Annotated in this window: 16 protein-coding genes; 7 read left to right on the top strand and 9 right to left on the bottom strand. The window is 58.0% G+C overall.

Annotated features, from left to right (window positions below; genetic code table 11):
• Nucleotides 1-4: 4 nt before the first annotated feature.
• The 6 genes from IFT53_RS13120 to IFT53_RS13095 all read right to left on the bottom strand — a co-directional run bounded on the left by IFT53_RS13120 (nt 5) and on the right by IFT53_RS13095 (nt 6,070).
• Entirely contained in the window at nt 5-601 is a 597-nt protein-coding gene (locus tag IFT53_RS13120) for a DUF2585 domain-containing protein (protein WP_192065224.1), read from the bottom strand.
• Nucleotides 598-1,248, bottom strand: a complete 651-nt coding sequence (locus IFT53_RS13115; protein ID WP_192065222.1) for a septation protein A — start codon at nt 1,246-1,248, stop codon at nt 598-600. Before IFT53_RS13115 ends, IFT53_RS13120 begins: the two co-directional genes overlap by 4 nt.
• 2 nt (nt 1,249-1,250) lie before the next feature.
• Nucleotides 1,251-2,699 (bottom strand): signal recognition particle-docking protein FtsY, encoded by a 1,449-nt coding sequence (ftsY, locus tag IFT53_RS13110; RefSeq protein WP_192065220.1) that lies wholly within the window; start codon nt 2,697-2,699, stop codon nt 1,251-1,253.
• Between the two features lie 20 nt (nt 2,700-2,719).
• Nucleotides 2,720-3,994: a tRNA (N(6)-L-threonylcarbamoyladenosine(37)-C(2))-methylthiotransferase MtaB gene (mtaB, locus tag IFT53_RS13105; RefSeq protein WP_192065219.1), complete on the bottom strand. Its 1,275-nt coding sequence runs from the start codon at nt 3,992-3,994 to the stop codon at nt 2,720-2,722.
• The gene (gene dapF / locus IFT53_RS13100) at nt 3,991-4,893 is read right to left on the bottom strand and encodes a diaminopimelate epimerase (RefSeq protein ID WP_192065217.1); all 903 of its coding nucleotides are present in this window, start codon (nt 4,891-4,893) and stop codon (nt 3,991-3,993) included. Before dapF ends, mtaB begins: the two co-directional genes overlap by 4 nt.
• Before the next feature lie 106 nt (nt 4,894-4,999).
• Entirely contained in the window at nt 5,000-6,070 is a 1,071-nt protein-coding gene (locus IFT53_RS13095; protein ID WP_192065215.1) for an MBL fold metallo-hydrolase, read from the bottom strand.
• A 321-nt stretch (nt 6,071-6,391) separates the two neighbouring features.
• Here IFT53_RS13095 and ffh point away from each other — a divergent pair, with 321 nt between their 5' ends.
• From ffh to trmD, 5 genes are all read left to right on the top strand, one after another.
• Nucleotides 6,392-7,969 carry a signal recognition particle protein gene (gene ffh / locus IFT53_RS13090; RefSeq protein ID WP_192065213.1) on the top strand — a complete coding sequence of 526 codons (1,578 nt, stop codon included), beginning with the start codon at nt 6,392-6,394 and terminating at the stop codon, nt 7,967-7,969.
• Between the two features lie 8 nt (nt 7,970-7,977).
• On the top strand, nt 7,978-8,295 hold the full coding sequence (locus IFT53_RS13085; protein ID WP_042615611.1) for a chorismate mutase: 318 nt from the start codon (nt 7,978-7,980) through the stop codon (nt 8,293-8,295).
• 33 nt (nt 8,296-8,328) lie between these two features.
• Nucleotides 8,329-8,706 (top strand): 30S ribosomal protein S16, encoded by a 378-nt coding sequence (gene rpsP, locus IFT53_RS13080; RefSeq protein ID WP_042615612.1) that lies wholly within the window; start codon nt 8,329-8,331, stop codon nt 8,704-8,706.
• Nucleotides 8,707-8,885: 179 nt separating this feature from the next.
• Nucleotides 8,886-9,455 carry a ribosome maturation factor RimM gene (gene rimM / locus IFT53_RS13075; protein ID WP_192065211.1) on the top strand — a complete coding sequence of 190 codons (570 nt, stop codon included), beginning with the start codon at nt 8,886-8,888 and terminating at the stop codon, nt 9,453-9,455.
• A 4-nt stretch (nt 9,456-9,459) separates the two neighbouring features.
• Nucleotides 9,460-10,152, top strand: a complete 693-nt coding sequence (trmD, locus tag IFT53_RS13070; RefSeq protein WP_192065209.1) for a tRNA (guanosine(37)-N1)-methyltransferase TrmD — start codon at nt 9,460-9,462, stop codon at nt 10,150-10,152.
• On the opposite strand, the gene IFT53_RS13065 is transcribed toward trmD, so the two are convergent.
• Nucleotides 10,143-10,889 carry a sulfite exporter TauE/SafE family protein gene (locus tag IFT53_RS13065; RefSeq protein ID WP_192065207.1) on the bottom strand — a complete coding sequence of 249 codons (747 nt, stop codon included), beginning with the start codon at nt 10,887-10,889 and terminating at the stop codon, nt 10,143-10,145. The two genes, trmD and IFT53_RS13065, sit on opposite strands and share 10 nt — an antisense overlap.
• A 259-nt stretch (nt 10,890-11,148) precedes the next feature.
• Between IFT53_RS13065 and rplS the strand changes: the two genes are divergently transcribed.
• The gene (rplS, locus tag IFT53_RS13060; RefSeq protein ID WP_192065205.1) at nt 11,149-11,715 is read left to right on the top strand and encodes a 50S ribosomal protein L19; all 567 of its coding nucleotides are present in this window, start codon (nt 11,149-11,151) and stop codon (nt 11,713-11,715) included.
• Between the two features lie 118 nt (nt 11,716-11,833).
• On the opposite strand, the gene IFT53_RS13055 is transcribed toward rplS, so the two are convergent.
• Together IFT53_RS13055 and IFT53_RS13050 are read right to left on the bottom strand one after the other, a co-directional pair.
• Nucleotides 11,834-12,481: a LysE family transporter gene (locus IFT53_RS13055; protein ID WP_192065203.1), complete on the bottom strand. Its 648-nt coding sequence runs from the start codon at nt 12,479-12,481 to the stop codon at nt 11,834-11,836.
• A 108-nt stretch (nt 12,482-12,589) separates the two neighbouring features.
• Nucleotides 12,590-13,444: an SDR family NAD(P)-dependent oxidoreductase gene (locus IFT53_RS13050; RefSeq protein WP_192065201.1), complete on the bottom strand. Its 855-nt coding sequence runs from the start codon at nt 13,442-13,444 to the stop codon at nt 12,590-12,592.
• Between the two features lie 242 nt (nt 13,445-13,686).
• Between IFT53_RS13050 and IFT53_RS13045 the strand changes: the two genes are divergently transcribed.
• The gene (locus tag IFT53_RS13045) at nt 13,687-14,910 is read left to right on the top strand and encodes an argininosuccinate synthase (protein ID WP_192065199.1); all 1,224 of its coding nucleotides are present in this window, start codon (nt 13,687-13,689) and stop codon (nt 14,908-14,910) included.
• The last annotated feature ends 36 nt before the right edge of the window (nt 14,911-14,946 follow it).

Below are 14,946 nucleotides of genomic sequence, written 5' to 3'. Positions count from 1 at the left end.
GCGATCAGCCAGCTGGCAGGGCGTTCTGCCATTCCTTGATGGCATCGATGGGCGTGACCAGCATCAGCACATTCAAGGTCAGATTATCGCGGATGAGCCAGCCGGTGAAAATCTCAAAGACGATGGCAACGAGGATGGTCAGCCACACCGGAACGCGCATCGCAAAGAAGAAGCCGAGCACCATGAAGACGGTATCCATGGCCGAGTTCAAGATGCTGTCGCCGCTATAACCCAGCGCCATCGTCGCCGTGCGGTAGCGATCAATGATGATGGGTGAATTTTCCAGAAGCTCCCAGGCAGCCTCGATCAGCACCGCGAAGGAAAGCCGCATGGATATCGCCTGCTTGCGAAACAAAAGCCACGCCAGACCATAAAACAGGAAGCCGTGGATGATGTGTGACGGCGTGTACCAGTCTGCCAGATGCTGGGAATTGCCGGGCGTGTTCACACCCGGCTCAAACAGCTTCACATAGCCGCATTCGCAGATGGGCAAACGCCCCATCGCGTAGAGAATGACGATCTGCAGAACCAGAATAGCGGCAGCAACCCCAAACCAGATTTGGGAGGAGGATCGGCCCCCATGCATCGGCGCAGATGTCATTTCTTGTCTTTCATCAAAGGCTCAAGCGAGTGACGCATGATGAGCGGCATCTGTGCCATGGTGAAGAGAATGGTGATCGGCATCGTGCCCCACACTTTGAAAGCCACCCATGTATCGGTAGAAAATCCGCGCCACACGACTTCATTCAGAACCGCGAGGAAGAGAAAGAAGAAGCCCCAGCGGAATGTCAGCTTGCGCCAGCCCTCGTCATTCAGCTTGAAGGCCGAATTAAAGACATAGCCCAGCAACGACTGGCCAAACAGCAGACCGCCAAGCAGGATAATCCCAAACAGCGCGTTGACGATGGTCGGCTTCATCTTGATGAACGTGTCGTTTTGCAGATAGAGCGTCAGCGCACCGAAAACGAGCACGACAATGCCAGAGATCAGCGGCATCATCGGCAAGGTGCGGGTCAATATCCATGAAGCGGTCAGCGCAACCGCCGTGGCGATCATGAAAAGACCGGTTGCGATGAAAATAGGGCCACCGAATTCCGTCAGCACGGGAAATGTCTTTGCCAGCCATTCGCCACGGGAATTGGCAAAGAAGAACACGACCAGTGGCCCAAGCTCCAGAACGAACTTCAAAAGCGGGCTGATCTCACGGACCATTTTTTCGCTTTCGCGCTGATTGCTTTCCACGTCCATCGTCACACTCCCGCAATCGCCTTGGCGAAATCTTCTGCCTCGAATGGCTCCAGATCATCAACGCCTTCGCCAACGCCGATGAAATAGACCGGCAATTTGTGCTTGGCTGCGATGGCGACGAGGATACCGCCGCGCGCCGTGCCATCCAATTTTGTCATAATCAGGCCGGACACACCCGCGACATTGCGGAAAATCTCGACCTGGTTCAACGCATTCTGTCCGGTCGTCGCGTCCAGCGTCTGCAAAACCGTGTGCGGCGCGTCGGGATCGAGCTTGCCCAGAACGCGCACGATCTTTTCCAGCTCATCCATCAGCTCGGTCTTGTTCTGCAAGCGCCCAGCCGTATCGATGATCAGCACATCGCATTTCTTTGCCCGCGCCTGCTCAAAAGCGTCATAGGCAAGACCGGCCGCATCCGCGCCCAGCTTGGTGCCGATGAACTCCGAACCTGTCCGATCCGCCCAGATCTTCAGCTGCTCGATGGCCGCTGCGCGGAACGTGTCACCCGCCGCCAGCATGACCTTCAGGCCGGAGCCCGACAGCTTGGCCGCCAGCTTGCCGATGGTTGTTGTCTTGCCAGTACCATTCACGCCAACCACGAGGATGACATGCGGCTTGTGCGAAAGATCAAGCTCCAGCGGCTTGGCGACCGGTGTCAGAACCTTGGTAATTTCGCCCGCCATGATACGGGCCACATCTTCGCCGCTGACATCCTTGCCATAACGTTCAGATGACAAGGCACCGGTGATGCGCATGGCCGTTTCCAGACCAAGATCGGACTGGATCAACAGGTCTTCCAGCTCATCCAGCGTGTCTTCATCCAGCTTGCGCTTGGTGAAAAGAGCCGAAATCTGGCTGGTGAGTTGCATGGACGTGCGCGACAGGCCAGCGCGCAGGCGCTGGAACCAGGACAGCTTCTGCTCCGGCTCAGCTTCAACAGGCTCAACGCGCGCGCTCGGCAAGGCGAAGCCTTTGGGCAGAACAGGCGAAGCGGCGGTTTCAGTAGTCTCTGTGGCCGTTACCGCTTCTGCTTCGTCCAGCAGGGCATCCATGGCCAAAGTGTCGAGTGGCGCGTCAGGATCAGCCAGCTCCTGCATTTCCGTTACGGGCAGCGCTTCAGCCTCGGCTTCGGCCTGCAGGAGAGACAGGGGCACCATGCCCATATCGCCAACCTGTTCAGGGCCCGGCAAAAGCGGTGCATCTTCTTCTTCGTCTTGTTCGGCTTTCCCGTCGGCGCTCACATCATCAGAGGCAGGCCCGCCAGCTGTCTCCATCTCAAGGGAGGAAACCGGATCGTCGGCCACGGGCGCATGCGCCTCTGCTTCGATCAGGACATCTTCGAACGACGCATTCTCATTGGCCTTTTCAACCGCGACATCGGCGTCCTGCCTGTCCGTGTCGGCCTTGTCCTTGCCAAAGGAGAAGACTTTTTTGATGAAGCCTAGGGCCATATGTGTTCCGTATCTTTACGTCAGGCGGCCTGTGCGGCCAGACATTGCATATCCAGGTGTTTTCCGTTGTGACCGGTAATCAGCACCTGCGCAAGTGTGCGGGGCTCAAGTCCGGGTGCGGCAACGAGCGTGAAATTGTCCGTATGGGCAAAGCCGTTGTTTTCAACAAGAATGGTTTGCTGCGTTCCCACCATGCGCTCCAGATGCGCATGGCGCAACTGCTCGCCGCGTTCGCGAAGCCTTGCGGCCCGCTGCTTGATCAAGCCACGGTCCAGTTGCGGCATGCGCGCGGCAGGTGTGCCGGGACGCGGGCTATAGGGAAAAACATGCAGGTTGGAAATTCCGCATTCTTCCGCAAGGGTCGCCGCGTTCTCAAACATCTCTTCGGTTTCGGTCGGAAAACCCGCAATCATGTCTGCGCCAAACGCGATGTCGGGCCTGAGCGCCCGGACATCCTCACAGAAGCGAATGGCATCGGCGCGCATATGCCGACGCTTCATGCGCTTCAAAATCATGTCGTCGCCATGCTGAAGCGAAAGATGCAGATGCGGCATGAAGCGCGGTTCATCCGCAATCAGATCCAGCAGATGCCTGTCCGCCTCGATACTGTCGATGGAGGAGAGCCGCAGGCGCAAAATCTCCGGCACCTGCTTCAGCAGCGTCTTTGCCAGATAACCGAGCGTTGGTTCTCCCGGTAGATCGGCACCGTAGCTGGTGGCATCCACGCCGGTCAGCACGATTTCGCAATAGCCGTTTTCGGTCAGCTTGCGGGCCTGCTCCACCACGGCACCCATCGGCACAGAGCGGGAATTGCCGCGACCATAGGGAATGATGCAGAAGGTGCAGCGGTGGTCGCAGCCATTTTGGACCTGAATGAAGGCGCGCACATGCCCGTCAATATGCTTGATCATCTGAGGCGCGGTGGCCTTGATGCTCATGATATCGTTGACACGCAGCTTTTCTTCCGCCGAAACGCCGAAATCCGGCAAAGCGCGGTAGGACGCGCTTTTCAGCTTCTCCTCGTTGCCGAGAACCGCGTCCACTTCCGGCATGTCGGCAAAGGTCTGCTTTTCCGTCTGCGCCGCACAGCCAGTAACGATGATGCGTGCATGGGGATTTTCCCGGCGCGCGCGGCGGATGGCCGATCTGGCCTGACGCACCGCTTCGCCCGTAACGGCGCAGGTGTTGACCAGCACGGCATTGTTCAGCCCCGCCTTTTCCGCCTCAGCCCGCATGACCTCGGACTCGTAGGTATTGAGGCGACAGCCAAAGGTTATGACCTCGACGCCACTCATATAACAGCAGTTTCCTGCGCTACCTCACGCTGCCAGACACCGGTCACGGGATCGACCTGTCCCGCCCACTCCCATTCGGCAGGGCCAGTCATGATGACATGGTTGTCGGCCCGCCACTCGATTTTCAAGGGAATACGAACCGGGCTTGAGGCAACATCGATCTCGACAAGGCGACCGGTGCGGCCCGTGCGGGCAGCAGACACGGCAGCGGCGCAGGCGGCAGAGCCGCAGGCCAGCGTCAGACCCGCACCACGCTCGAAAGTGCGCGTGCGCAGGGCACTGTCGGAAATGACCTGCGCCAGCGTGATATTGGCCTTCTCCGGGAACATGGGGTGGCTTTCCAGAAGCGGCCCGAAGCGTTCCAGATCGAACTCCATCGGATCGCGGTCCACCCAGAAGATCGCATGGGGATTGCCCATGGACATAACCGCAGGCGAATGCAGCATGGGATTATCAATGGGCCCGATCTGAAGCTCGATGCGGCTGGTATCGTGGAACTCTTCAGAAAGCGGGATTTCGTTCCAGCCAAAGCGAGGCAGCCCCATATCGACGGAGATCATGCCGTCATCATGTTCGGACGCGTTCAGAATTCCCGCAACAGTCTGGAAGGTGAAGCTTTTCTTGCCCGTCTCGGACGCCAGCGCCTGCACGACGCAGCGCGTGCCATTGCCGCAGGCCTGCGCCTTGGTGCCATCGCAATTGAGAATATCGATATAGGCATCGGTTCCACTGAGCCGCGGATCGTGGATCGCCATGATCTGATCGAAGGCCGTGTCGGCATCGCCATTCAGCGCAATCGCGGCATCGGGCGTGACCATATCCTTACGGCCGCGCATATCAATGACGAGGATCTTGTTGCCAAGCCCATTCATTTTCGCAAATTCGACCCTGTTCGACATGTTCCTGACCCGTTTGAGATAAGCGCGGGGGGCTATCGCCCCGTTTTTCTCTATATGGCGGAAATGCCTGCGCATTACCAGTGTCAGGTCGCCTAACGCCGCGCCATCAGACCGTGGGAACGTCGAAGACTTCGCTGGGGCGCATGGGGCGGAAGCGCGCCTCGGGAACATTCTGCTGGGCAAGCGCCGCCTTCAAGGCAATCAGCGGCGCATCGATGGCTTCATCGGTCAGTTGAACCGTGCCCCAATGGTGGCCGCAGGCGTAAGCGGCACCACAGATCTTCATGCCCTCCACGGCTTCTGCCGGGTTCTGGTGCTGGCCCTTCATGAACCAGCGCGGCTCATAGGCGCCGAAAGGCAGATTGGCCAGACGGAAGCTGCCGTGTTTCTTGGCGGCGGCATGGTAGTTGAGGCCCCGGTGAAATCCGGTATCGCCAATATGGTAGATCTTGCCACCGGGCGTTTCCAGAACGAAAGCCGCCCACAGCGCCATGCGCCGATCATTTAACCCACGCGCCGACCAGTGGTGGCACGGCTCGAAATGGATTTTGACGTCGGGGGCAACCGCCAGCACATCGCCCCAATCGCCCGTCGAAATCTTCGCGGCCTCAACGCGGGTGCGGATGACAATGTCATTGCCGAGCGGCGTGATGAAGTGGGGTTTGTGGTGAATGTGAAGCTGCTGCAGCGTTTCCAGATCCAGATGATCATAGTGATTATGGGTGATCAGCACGAGATCGATCGGCGGCAGATCGGCAAATTGCACGCCGGGCGGATTGACGCGCTTCGGCCCGACAAAGCTGAAGGGGCTGGTCCGCTCCGACCAGACCGGATCGATCAGAATATTGAGCCCCGCTGTCTGGATGAGAAAGGATGCGTGGCCGATGAAGGTGACGCGTATGTCTTTGCCATTCACCCGCTCATCGGGCTTCACGAAGGGAAACGGGCTCGGATAGGCCTCTGGCCACGTCGCCTTTTGCCCGTCGAAGCGCCATTTCATCAGATCGACAAATCCGTTCGGCGTCTCCCCACCGGGATTGAAAAACCGTGCGCCATCGAAATGGTCCGAAAGCGGGCCTTTATAATAGGCGCTTGCGCTGGATTGGCGCGCATAAAGGCCACCACCCGCCAGAAGCGCTCCGAGCAAAGAGAGTTTGAAAAATTTGCGTCTGTTCATGATAAATCTATAGGTGCAGCCCGAGACCTCTTCAAGCAGGCAGATGCCCGGTTACGGTAATTTGAGATGGCGCGACGCCCACCTCTGCGCCAAAAATCCCAGGCCGCCTTGACTCTGTAAGCCTTTTCCTGTTAACCCGCGCCAATCAGCTGGCAGTTTCATGACCGCAGCCGCCGACCGGGACCCGCAAGGTATAGAAGATCCCGGAGGCAAACATCCGACAGCGCGATGCGCCCTCGGGTGCTTTTTGGCTATGCATCTTGTTTTTGACAGCAAAAGCACCGACGTTTCGGTTACTCCGAAACGAAGAAGGATGACGCGATGTTTGAAAACCTCCAGGACCGCCTTGGCTCCATTCTGAATGGACTGACCGGCCGTGGCGCGCTTTCGGAAGCCGATGTAACGGCTGCCCTGCGCGAGGTTCGCCGTGCGCTTCTGGAAGCGGACGTCGCGCTCGAAGTCGTACGCTCCTTCACCGACAAGGTACGCGAAAAGGCCGTCGGCGCCTCGGTTCTCAAAGCCATTAAGCCGGGCCAGATGGTCGTCAAGATCGTCCATGACGAGCTTGTCGAAATGCTGGGCTCCGAAGGCGTGGCGATCGATCTCCATGCAGCCGCCCCTGTCGTCATCATGATGGTGGGTCTTCAGGGCTCTGGTAAGACGACCACGACAGGCAAGATTGCAAAGCGCCTGACGGACCGTGACAAGAAGAAGGTGCTGATGGCATCTCTCGACACGCGTCGTCCGGCAGCTCAGGAACAGTTGCGCCAGCTCGGCGTTCAGACCGGCGTCGATACACTGCCGATCATTGCTGGACAATCGCCGACCGATATTGCTTCGCGCGCCGTACAGGCTGCCAAGCTCGGCGGCCATGATGTCGTGATCCTCGATACTGCCGGTCGTACCCACATCGACGAGCCGTTGATGATGGAAATGGCCGACATCAAGAAGAAGGCCAAGCCGCACGAAATCCTGCTGGTGGCCGATAGCTTGACCGGTCAGGACGCTGTCAATCTTGCGCGTAATTTCGATGAGCGCGTCGGCATCACCGGCCTCGTGCTGACCCGTATGGATGGCGATGGTCGCGGTGGTGCGGCCCTCTCGATGCGTGCCGTTACCGGCAAGCCGATCAAGCTAATCGGTACCGGCGAGCGCATGGGCGAGCTGGAAGAGTTTCATCCACGCCGTATCGCCGACCGTATTCTCGGCATGGGCGACATCGTTTCGCTGGTTGAAAAGGCTGCCGAAAACATCGATGCGGAAAAAGCCGCAGCGATGGCCAAGAAGATGCAGTCGGGCAAGTTCGATCTGAACGATCTGGCAGACCAGCTTGGCCAGATGAAGAAAATGGGCGGCATGGGCGGCATCATGGGTCTGATGCCCGGCATGGCCGGCATGAAGGACAAGATGGCGGCGTCGGGTCTCAACGACAAGATGTTCGACCGCCAGATCGCCATCATCTCATCCATGACCAAGGCCGAGCGCGCCAACCCTGATCTGCTCAAGCACAGCCGCAAGAAGCGCATTGCTGCCGGTTCCGGCACCGACGCTGCTGAAATCAACAAGCTGCTCAAGATGCATCGCGGCATGGCCGACATGATGAAAGCCATGGGCGGCAAGGGCAAGGACGGCATCATGAAGCAGATGATGGGCGGCCTTGCGGGCAAGATGGGTCTGGGCGGCGGAATGGGCGGCATGCCTGATCTGGCCAATATGGATCCCAAGCAGCTCGAAGCGCTTCAGAAACAGGCAGAGGCCGCAGGTCTCGGCAAGCCGGGTGGCATGCCACCGGGTCTTGGCGGCATGGGCGGAATGCCTGGTCTTCCCGGTCTGGGTGGACCCAAGCTGCCGGGCCTCGGCGGTCTTCCGGGTCTTCCCGGTTTCGGCAAGAAGAAGTGAGAGCAGCGATGATCGACACAGACGTAAAAGCTCAACTTTCGCAATACCGCCAGTCCATCGACAACATCGATGCAGCGCTGGTGCATATGCTGGCAGAACGGTTCCAACGCACCAAGGCGGTTGGCGTTTTGAAAGCAACCTACGAATTGCCGCCGGCAGACCCGGCGCGCGAAGAATACCAGATCGAACGCCTGCGCCGCCTGGCAAAGGATGCAGATCTGGACCCGGATTTCGCCGAGAAGTTCCTGAACTTCATCATCAAGGAAGTCATCCGGCACCATGAAGCCATTGCCGCTGAACATAACGGCATCGAAAAGACCGCCTGATCGGCGGACTAGCCATTCTTAAGGAGAAATAACATGGCACTGAAAATTCGTCTCGCACGCGGTGGTTCCAAGAAGCGCCCGTACTACCAGATCGTTGTTGCTGACGCCCGTTCGCCACGCGACGGCCGCTTTCTGGAAAAGGTAGGTTCCTGGAACCCAATGCTTGCCAAGGACAACGCTGATCGCATCCAGATCGATGCTGACCTCGTCAAGGAATGGATTGCCAAGGGCGCGCAGCCAACAGACCGCGTTCTGCGCTTCCTCGCAGAAGCTGGCATCGCGACCCGCGACACACGCAGCAACCCTGAAAAGGCAAAGCCAGGCAAGAAGGCTGTTGAACGCATGGCCGAGAAGAAGCAGAAGGCTGATGACGCCGCTGCAGCAGCCGCAGAAGCTTCTGCTGCTGAATAAGTCCGGTTTTTAAGACAGCAACGGGTGGTGTGGTTTTCCGCGCCACCCGTTGCTGTTTATTTTGGCGGCAACATGCCGTAGTAGATTTCTAGAGCAATTCCAGCAAAAGTGGGAACCGGTTTTGCGTCCGGAATTGCGTAAAACAAACGCTCTAAGACGAACACCGAAACGGACCACCGATGGCAAAGCTGGAAAATCCTATTCTCATGGCCAAGATCGGCGCGGCGCAGGGGCTGCGCGGCGAAGTGCGCGTCAATTCGTTTACCGATGACCCCACCGCACTCGGTGACTACGGCAATTTGATCGCTAACGATGGACGTGTGTTCGAAATCCTCGAGATTCGCCAAGCCAAGACGGTTGTCATCGTGCGCTTTCGCGGCATCAATGATCGCAACGCGGCGGAAAGCCTGAATGGGCTGGAGCTGTTTATCGAGCGCGATAATCTTCCAGACGACGATCTGGATGAAGACGAATTTTATTATACCGATCTGGAAGGGCTGGAAGCCGTCGACGCTGAAGGCAAGAGCTACGGCTCCATCGCCGCCGTCCATGATTTCGGTGCCGGCGATCTGCTGGAGCTCAAAGGCGCTGGCCGCCGTCCCACGCTCATCCCCTTTACCGAGGCCGCCGTTCTGGAGATTGACCTTGAAGGCGGAAAGATCCTGATCGATCCGCTTGCTGCAGGCCTGATCGACAATCCCGAAGATGGCAAGGACGATCCTGACCATCCGATTTTCGGCAAGAAATAAATCCATGACCTTCAAGGCAACGGTGCTGACGCTCTACCCGGACATGTTTCCGGGACATCTGGGCCATTCGCTGGCAGGCAAGGCGCTGGAACGCGGCCAATGGCAGATCGAGCCGGTGCAGATCCGCGATTTTGCGACCGATAAGCACCGCAGCGTGGACGACACTCCAGCGGGCGGTGGCGCTGGAATGGTGCTGAAACCGGACGTGCTTGCAGCCGCGATCGATGCTGTTTCGACTGACGACAACCGCCCTCGCCTGTTGATGAGCCCCCGCGGCAAACCGTTAACGCAACAAAGGGTGCGCGAAATCGCCGCCGGTGATGGCGTCATCATCATTTGCGGCCGTTTCGAAGGTGTCGACCAGCGGGTGATCGATGCCCGTGCGTTGGAAGAAGTTTGCATAGGCGACTATATTCTGTCCGGCGGCGAACCGGCCGCACTGACGCTGCTGGATGCCGTGGTGCGCATTCTGCCCGGCGTGATGGGCAACGACCTCTCGGGCGTGCATGAGAGCTTTGAGGGCGGGTTGCTGGAGCATCCGCATTATACGCGCCCGCAAGTGTGGGAAGAGCGTGATATTCCCGCCGTCCTCACCTCCGGCAACCACAAGGCCATCGAAAAATGGCGCCATGAGCAGGCGCTGGCGCTGACGAAACAGCGCCGCCCCGATCTTCTGGCAAAGCCGCCTCAGGTCTGAACGAAGTAATAGATCGACAAGACCAGCCCAACCGCGATGACCAGCATGCGGATGATCCATTGCGGCACCCGGCGCGCAATATAGACACCGCTATAACCGCCGAGCGCTGACGCCGGGATCATGATCAGCGCCGCAGGCCATGTCACCACGCCACCACTGACGAAAACAACGATGGCAACGGCTGCAATAACGACCGCGAGCAGGTTTTTGAGCGCGTTCAGATGGTGATAGGCTCCACCAACCGTCAGTCCCAGCACCGCCAGCATCATGATGCCCATGCCAGCGCCGAAAAACCCGCCATAGATCGAGGTGAAGAACTGTCCGGCAAGACTTAGCGGATTGCCAGCAGAGCGTTCACGCTCCGTGCGTGGGCGCAGCCATGGGCCTGCCGCAAACAAAAGCGTCGCGGCCAGAAGAAGCCAGGGCACAAGCTGGCGAAATTCCGGATTATCAAGGGATAGCAGCATCAGCGCACCAGCGACCGACCCGGCAATGGAGAGCAGGGCCAGAAAGACGGCGCTTTTCCAATGGGTGCGAATTTCCGGCCAATAGGCGATGACAGACGTCACATAACCGGGAAACTGAACGATGGAGGAGGTCGCATTCGCGGAAATCGGGGCAATGCCCGCAATCGTCATGGCCCCGAAGGTCAGAAATGTGCCGCCGCCCGCGATGGCGTTGACCGCACCAGACAAAAAACCACTGGCAAATAGCAGCGTGATGATGAAAATCGACATGGTGCCCTCCCGAAGCTTTTCACCCATATCCGCTCAAAAGATTCATCGCAATCTTGCAGCCGCCGACAAAATAATTGTGTAAAAGGGATGACAAATGCACCGTCTTGCTGTAATGGCCCGCGTGGTACTGGGGTTTACTCCTTTAACCGCAAGCAAAGAATGGTGAATTCGCTCCTGCCGTAAGGCATGGTCCCGAGACTTGGTTTCAAGGGATGATCGTTGAGCGCTCTGGCTGTTTCAGAAGAACTCAGAGGTTAATATGGTCAACATTATCGAACAGTTGGAAGCCGAACAGGCTGCCAAGATTGAAGCAAAGCGTACGCTTCCAGAATTTTCCCCAGGTGACACCGTTCGCGTTAACGTGCGCGTAACGGAAGGTACACGTACACGTGTACAGGCTTACGAAGGCGTCGTTATCGCCCGTTCCGGCGGCGGCATCAACGAGAGCTTCACCGTTCGCAAGATCTCCTACGGCGAAGGCGTCGAGCGCGTATTCCCGGTTTACTCTCCGCTGGTTGAAGGCGTAGAAATCGTTCGCCGCGGTAAGGTCCGTCGCGCCAAGCTCTACTACCTGCGCGACCGTCGCGGCAAGTCTGCTCGTATCGTTGAAGACACGGGCGTTCGCGCTCGCAAGCTCAACGACGCTGAGCGTCAGGCTGCTGCTGAAGAAAAGGCACGCATCGAAGCTGAAAAGGTTGCAGCTGCACAGGCTCTGGCCGCTGAAAAGGCCGCAGCAGAAGCTGCTGAAGCCAAGGCAGCAGAAGAAGCCGCAGCAGCTAAGGCAGCTGAAGAAGCTGCAAAGCCTGCAGAAGGCGCAGCTGAATAAGCTTATCCCCTTAGGGTTAGGTTACAGATTGAGAAAGGCCGCATTGGAAACGATGCGGCCTTTTTGCTATGTGCAGATAATATGAAGATCGGCAACGCTGCCGTTGCAGCGCCCCGCCCTATTTGGCCTGAGCGAAGAAAATCTTCACGGCAAAGGCCGAGAAGACACCGGCGATCGTATAATCCAGACCGCGCAGCACCTTGCGATTGCTTTGCAGCCAGCCAGACAGACTGTCTGCCGCCACGACAATGCCGATACCAATCGGCAGGGCCACGATAATCGACCAGAGGCCAAGGAAGATCAGCTTGCCCGTAACATGCGGGTCGGATGCGCTGACAAATTGCGGCAGGAAGGTCATGAAGAAAATGATGATCTTCGGGTTCAGCAGATTGACCCACAAACCATTGAAAAGAGCAGCACTCTTCGACGCCTTCGCAACCTGCTCTTTCGGGCGCTCCATCACGAAATTGGAGCCTTTGCGTATGGCCTGAATGGCAAGCCATACGAGATAGGCGGCACCGCCGGTTTTTAGAATAAGGAAGGCCGTTGGCGAAGCAACGATGAGTGCGGCGACGCCAAAGGCAACCAGCATCGTATGCACTGTAATGCCAAGATTGGTTCCCACCAGCGTCATGAACCCGGCGGCGCGCCCCTCACGCAAAGAGCGGCTGATCCACAGCGTCATATCCGGCCCGGGCGTCACGGCGAGCAACAGAATGGCGAGGGTAAAGGCAATGAGGGTTGGCAGGCTGGGTAGGAATTCCACGGGCGTCACCATGCTCTTGAAGGGTCTGATGCAAATGCATATCGCCGTTTCCCCAGCCTGCCAACAGCCACGAACAAGAATGCCGCGCCCTAGAGCGCGGCATGCGGATCAGCTGTTCAGAAACGACTTGAAGGCGTCGCCATGGGCCTCATGCCAGCGCGACAAGGGCGGCCGGTTTTCCACAATGTCACCCGCTGCCCAGAGAATGCGTTTCTCATCGGTCTTGCGGTTCACCTCACCATCGGGGCACAGAATGTAGAAATCGCCGTTGCCGATGGCATCTATCATGAAATCGACCGTCTGTTCCGGCGTCCACGCACCCGATGGCTTTTCGGTGCGCCCGTTGGCGGTCAGTCCGGTAAACACAAAACCGGGTATCAGAAGATGCGCCGACAGATTTCCATCCGGTGTGTTGCGCAATTCGTGCTGCAAAGCCTCGGTAAAGGCTTTCACGCCTGCCTTTGAGACATTATAGGCGGGATCGCCCGGCGGTGTGGTGATGCCCTGCTTCGAGCCCGTATTGATGATGAGGCCCGCCTCGCCATGGGACAGCATGGCAGGGCCAAACACCCGGCTGCCATTGACGACGCCCATCAGATTGACGCCCAGCACAGTCTCCCAGCTTGCCTGCGGCCCGAAGATGGCGCTGCCGGGCTGAATGCCCGCATTGTTCATCAGCACATGCACGCGCCCGAAACGCTGGATAACGGCACGCTCCAATGCCTGCAACTCATCGAGTTTCGACACATCGGTTAGAATGGCGACAACCTGCTCATTGCCATTTTCCGCAAGGAGCGCGGTTTCGCTTTGTGCAGCGGCCAGCTTTTCGCCATCGAGGTCAACAAGCACCACGCTCATGCCGAAACTCGCAAATTTTCGCGCGGCAGCAAGGCCGATGCCGGAGGCGGCACCGGTCACGACGGCAACATTGTTTTTGTGAAATGCGTTATGAAGGATCGTCATTGGTTTCTCCTTTTCGCTGCCGTTTCAAACATCCGGCAGCGACGTCCCATGGAACCATGCGTTCTACTGACGCGATGTGCAGTCTAGACGTGCCGGGCCTGTAAGTCACATGAAGATGAAACTGTTCCATCCGCGCCGCCTTTTGCATTTTTGTTGCACGCGCCGATAAACTCGCTAAAAGTGCCGAAATCCCAAGGAAAATGGCGATATCCTGTGTCGCCGGTACGCAAATGGATTCATTGATGGCCCTTCCAAAAGACGTAAAGAAAGTCGTTCTCGCCTATTCCGGCGGACTTGACACCTCAATCATTCTCAAATGGCTCCAGACCGAACTTGGCGCAGAGGTGGTCACTTTCACCGCTGACCTCGGCCAGGGCGAAGAGCTGGCACCGGCACGCAAAAAAGCCGAGATGATGGGCATCAAGGAAATCTTCGTGGAAGACGTGCGCGAAGAATTCGTGCGCGATTTCGTGTTCCCGATGTTCCGCGCCAATGCCGTTTATGAAGGCGTCTACCTGCTCGGCACCTCGATTGCCCGCCCGCTGATTTCAAAGCATCTGATCGATATCGCCAAGAAGACCGGCGCTGACGCCATCGCCCATGGCGCGACCGGCAAGGGCAACGACCAGGTTCGTTTCGAACTGTCTGCCTATGCGCTGAACCCCGACATCAAGATCATTGCCCCATGGCGGGACTGGACGTTCAAAAGCCGTACGGACCTTTTGAACTTTGCCGAACAGCACCAGATCCCTGTTGCCAAGGACAAGAAGGGCGAGGCTCCGTTCTCCGTCGATGCCAACCTTCTGCACTCCTCTTCCGAAGGCAAGGTTCTGGAAGATCCGGCTGTCGAAGCTCCGGAATACGTGCACATGCGCACCATTTCCCCGGAAGCCGCACCCGACAAGGCCACCATCATCAAGGTCGGTTTCCGCAAGGGTGACGCCGTCTCCATCAATGGCGTTGAAATGTCGCCAGCAACGCTTCTGGCAGCCCTCAATGATTACGGTCGCGATAACGGCATCGGTCGTCTCGATCTGGTCGAAAACCGCTATGTCGGCATGAAGTCCCGCGGCGTTTACGAAACACCCGGCGGCACCATTCTGCTGACGGCCCACCGCGCCATCGAATCCATCACGCTCGATCGCGGCGCTGCCCACCTAAAGGATGAGATCATGCCGCGTTACGCGGAGCTGATCTATTACGGCTTCTGGTTCTCGCCAGAGCGCGAAATGTTGCAGGCCCTGATCGACAAGAGCCAGGAACATGTCGACGGTGAAGTGACGCTGAAGCTCTACAAGGGCAATGTCATGGTCACAGGCCGTGAGAGCGACAAGTCGCTCTACTCAGACACGCTCGTCACATTTGAAGACGACCAGGGCGCTTACGATCAGAAGGATGCAGCAGGCTTCATCAAGCTCAACGCCCTTCGCCTGCGCACGCTCGCCAAGCGCAATCTCGGCAAGTAAGATTTAAGCGAATGATTTTGAAAGCCCCGGTCATCG

Source organism: Rhizobium sp. CFBP 13644 (assembly GCF_014842165.1).
Lineage (GTDB): Bacteria > Pseudomonadota > Alphaproteobacteria > Rhizobiales > Rhizobiaceae > Agrobacterium > Agrobacterium tumefaciens_C.
This window is presented reverse-complemented; position numbering and strand designations above follow the sequence as displayed.

Bases quoted from the DNA above. Each gene is read 5' to 3' on its own strand.
- mtaB (WP_192065219.1), bottom strand. From the start codon at position 3,994: ATGAGTGGCGTCGAGGTCATAACCTTTGGCTGTCGCCTCAATACCTAC.
- IFT53_RS13065 (WP_192065207.1), bottom strand. From the start codon at position 10,889: ATGTCGATTTTCATCATCACGCTGCTATTTGCCAGTGGTTTTTTGTCT.
- IFT53_RS13045 (WP_192065199.1), top strand. From the start codon at position 13,687: ATGGCCCTTCCAAAAGACGTAAAGAAAGTCGTTCTCGCCTATTCCGGC.
- ffh (WP_192065213.1), top strand. From the start codon at position 6,392: ATGTTTGAAAACCTCCAGGACCGCCTTGGCTCCATTCTGAATGGACTG.
- IFT53_RS13120 (WP_192065224.1), bottom strand. From the start codon at position 601: ATGACATCTGCGCCGATGCATGGGGGCCGATCCTCCTCCCAAATCTGG.
- dapF (WP_192065217.1), bottom strand. From the start codon at position 4,893: ATGTCGAACAGGGTCGAATTTGCGAAAATGAATGGGCTTGGCAACAAG.
- rimM (WP_192065211.1), top strand. From the start codon at position 8,886: ATGGCAAAGCTGGAAAATCCTATTCTCATGGCCAAGATCGGCGCGGCG.
- rplS (WP_192065205.1), top strand. From the start codon at position 11,149: ATGGTCAACATTATCGAACAGTTGGAAGCCGAACAGGCTGCCAAGATT.
- IFT53_RS13085 (WP_042615611.1), top strand. From the start codon at position 7,978: ATGATCGACACAGACGTAAAAGCTCAACTTTCGCAATACCGCCAGTCC.
- ftsY (WP_192065220.1), bottom strand. From the start codon at position 2,699: ATGGCCCTAGGCTTCATCAAAAAAGTCTTCTCCTTTGGCAAGGACAAG.
- trmD (WP_192065209.1), top strand. From the start codon at position 9,460: ATGACCTTCAAGGCAACGGTGCTGACGCTCTACCCGGACATGTTTCCG.
- IFT53_RS13115 (WP_192065222.1), bottom strand. From the start codon at position 1,248: ATGGACGTGGAAAGCAATCAGCGCGAAAGCGAAAAAATGGTCCGTGAG.
- IFT53_RS13050 (WP_192065201.1), bottom strand. From the start codon at position 13,444: ATGACGATCCTTCATAACGCATTTCACAAAAACAATGTTGCCGTCGTG.
- IFT53_RS13095 (WP_192065215.1), bottom strand. From the start codon at position 6,070: ATGAACAGACGCAAATTTTTCAAACTCTCTTTGCTCGGAGCGCTTCTG.
- rpsP (WP_042615612.1), top strand. From the start codon at position 8,329: ATGGCACTGAAAATTCGTCTCGCACGCGGTGGTTCCAAGAAGCGCCCG.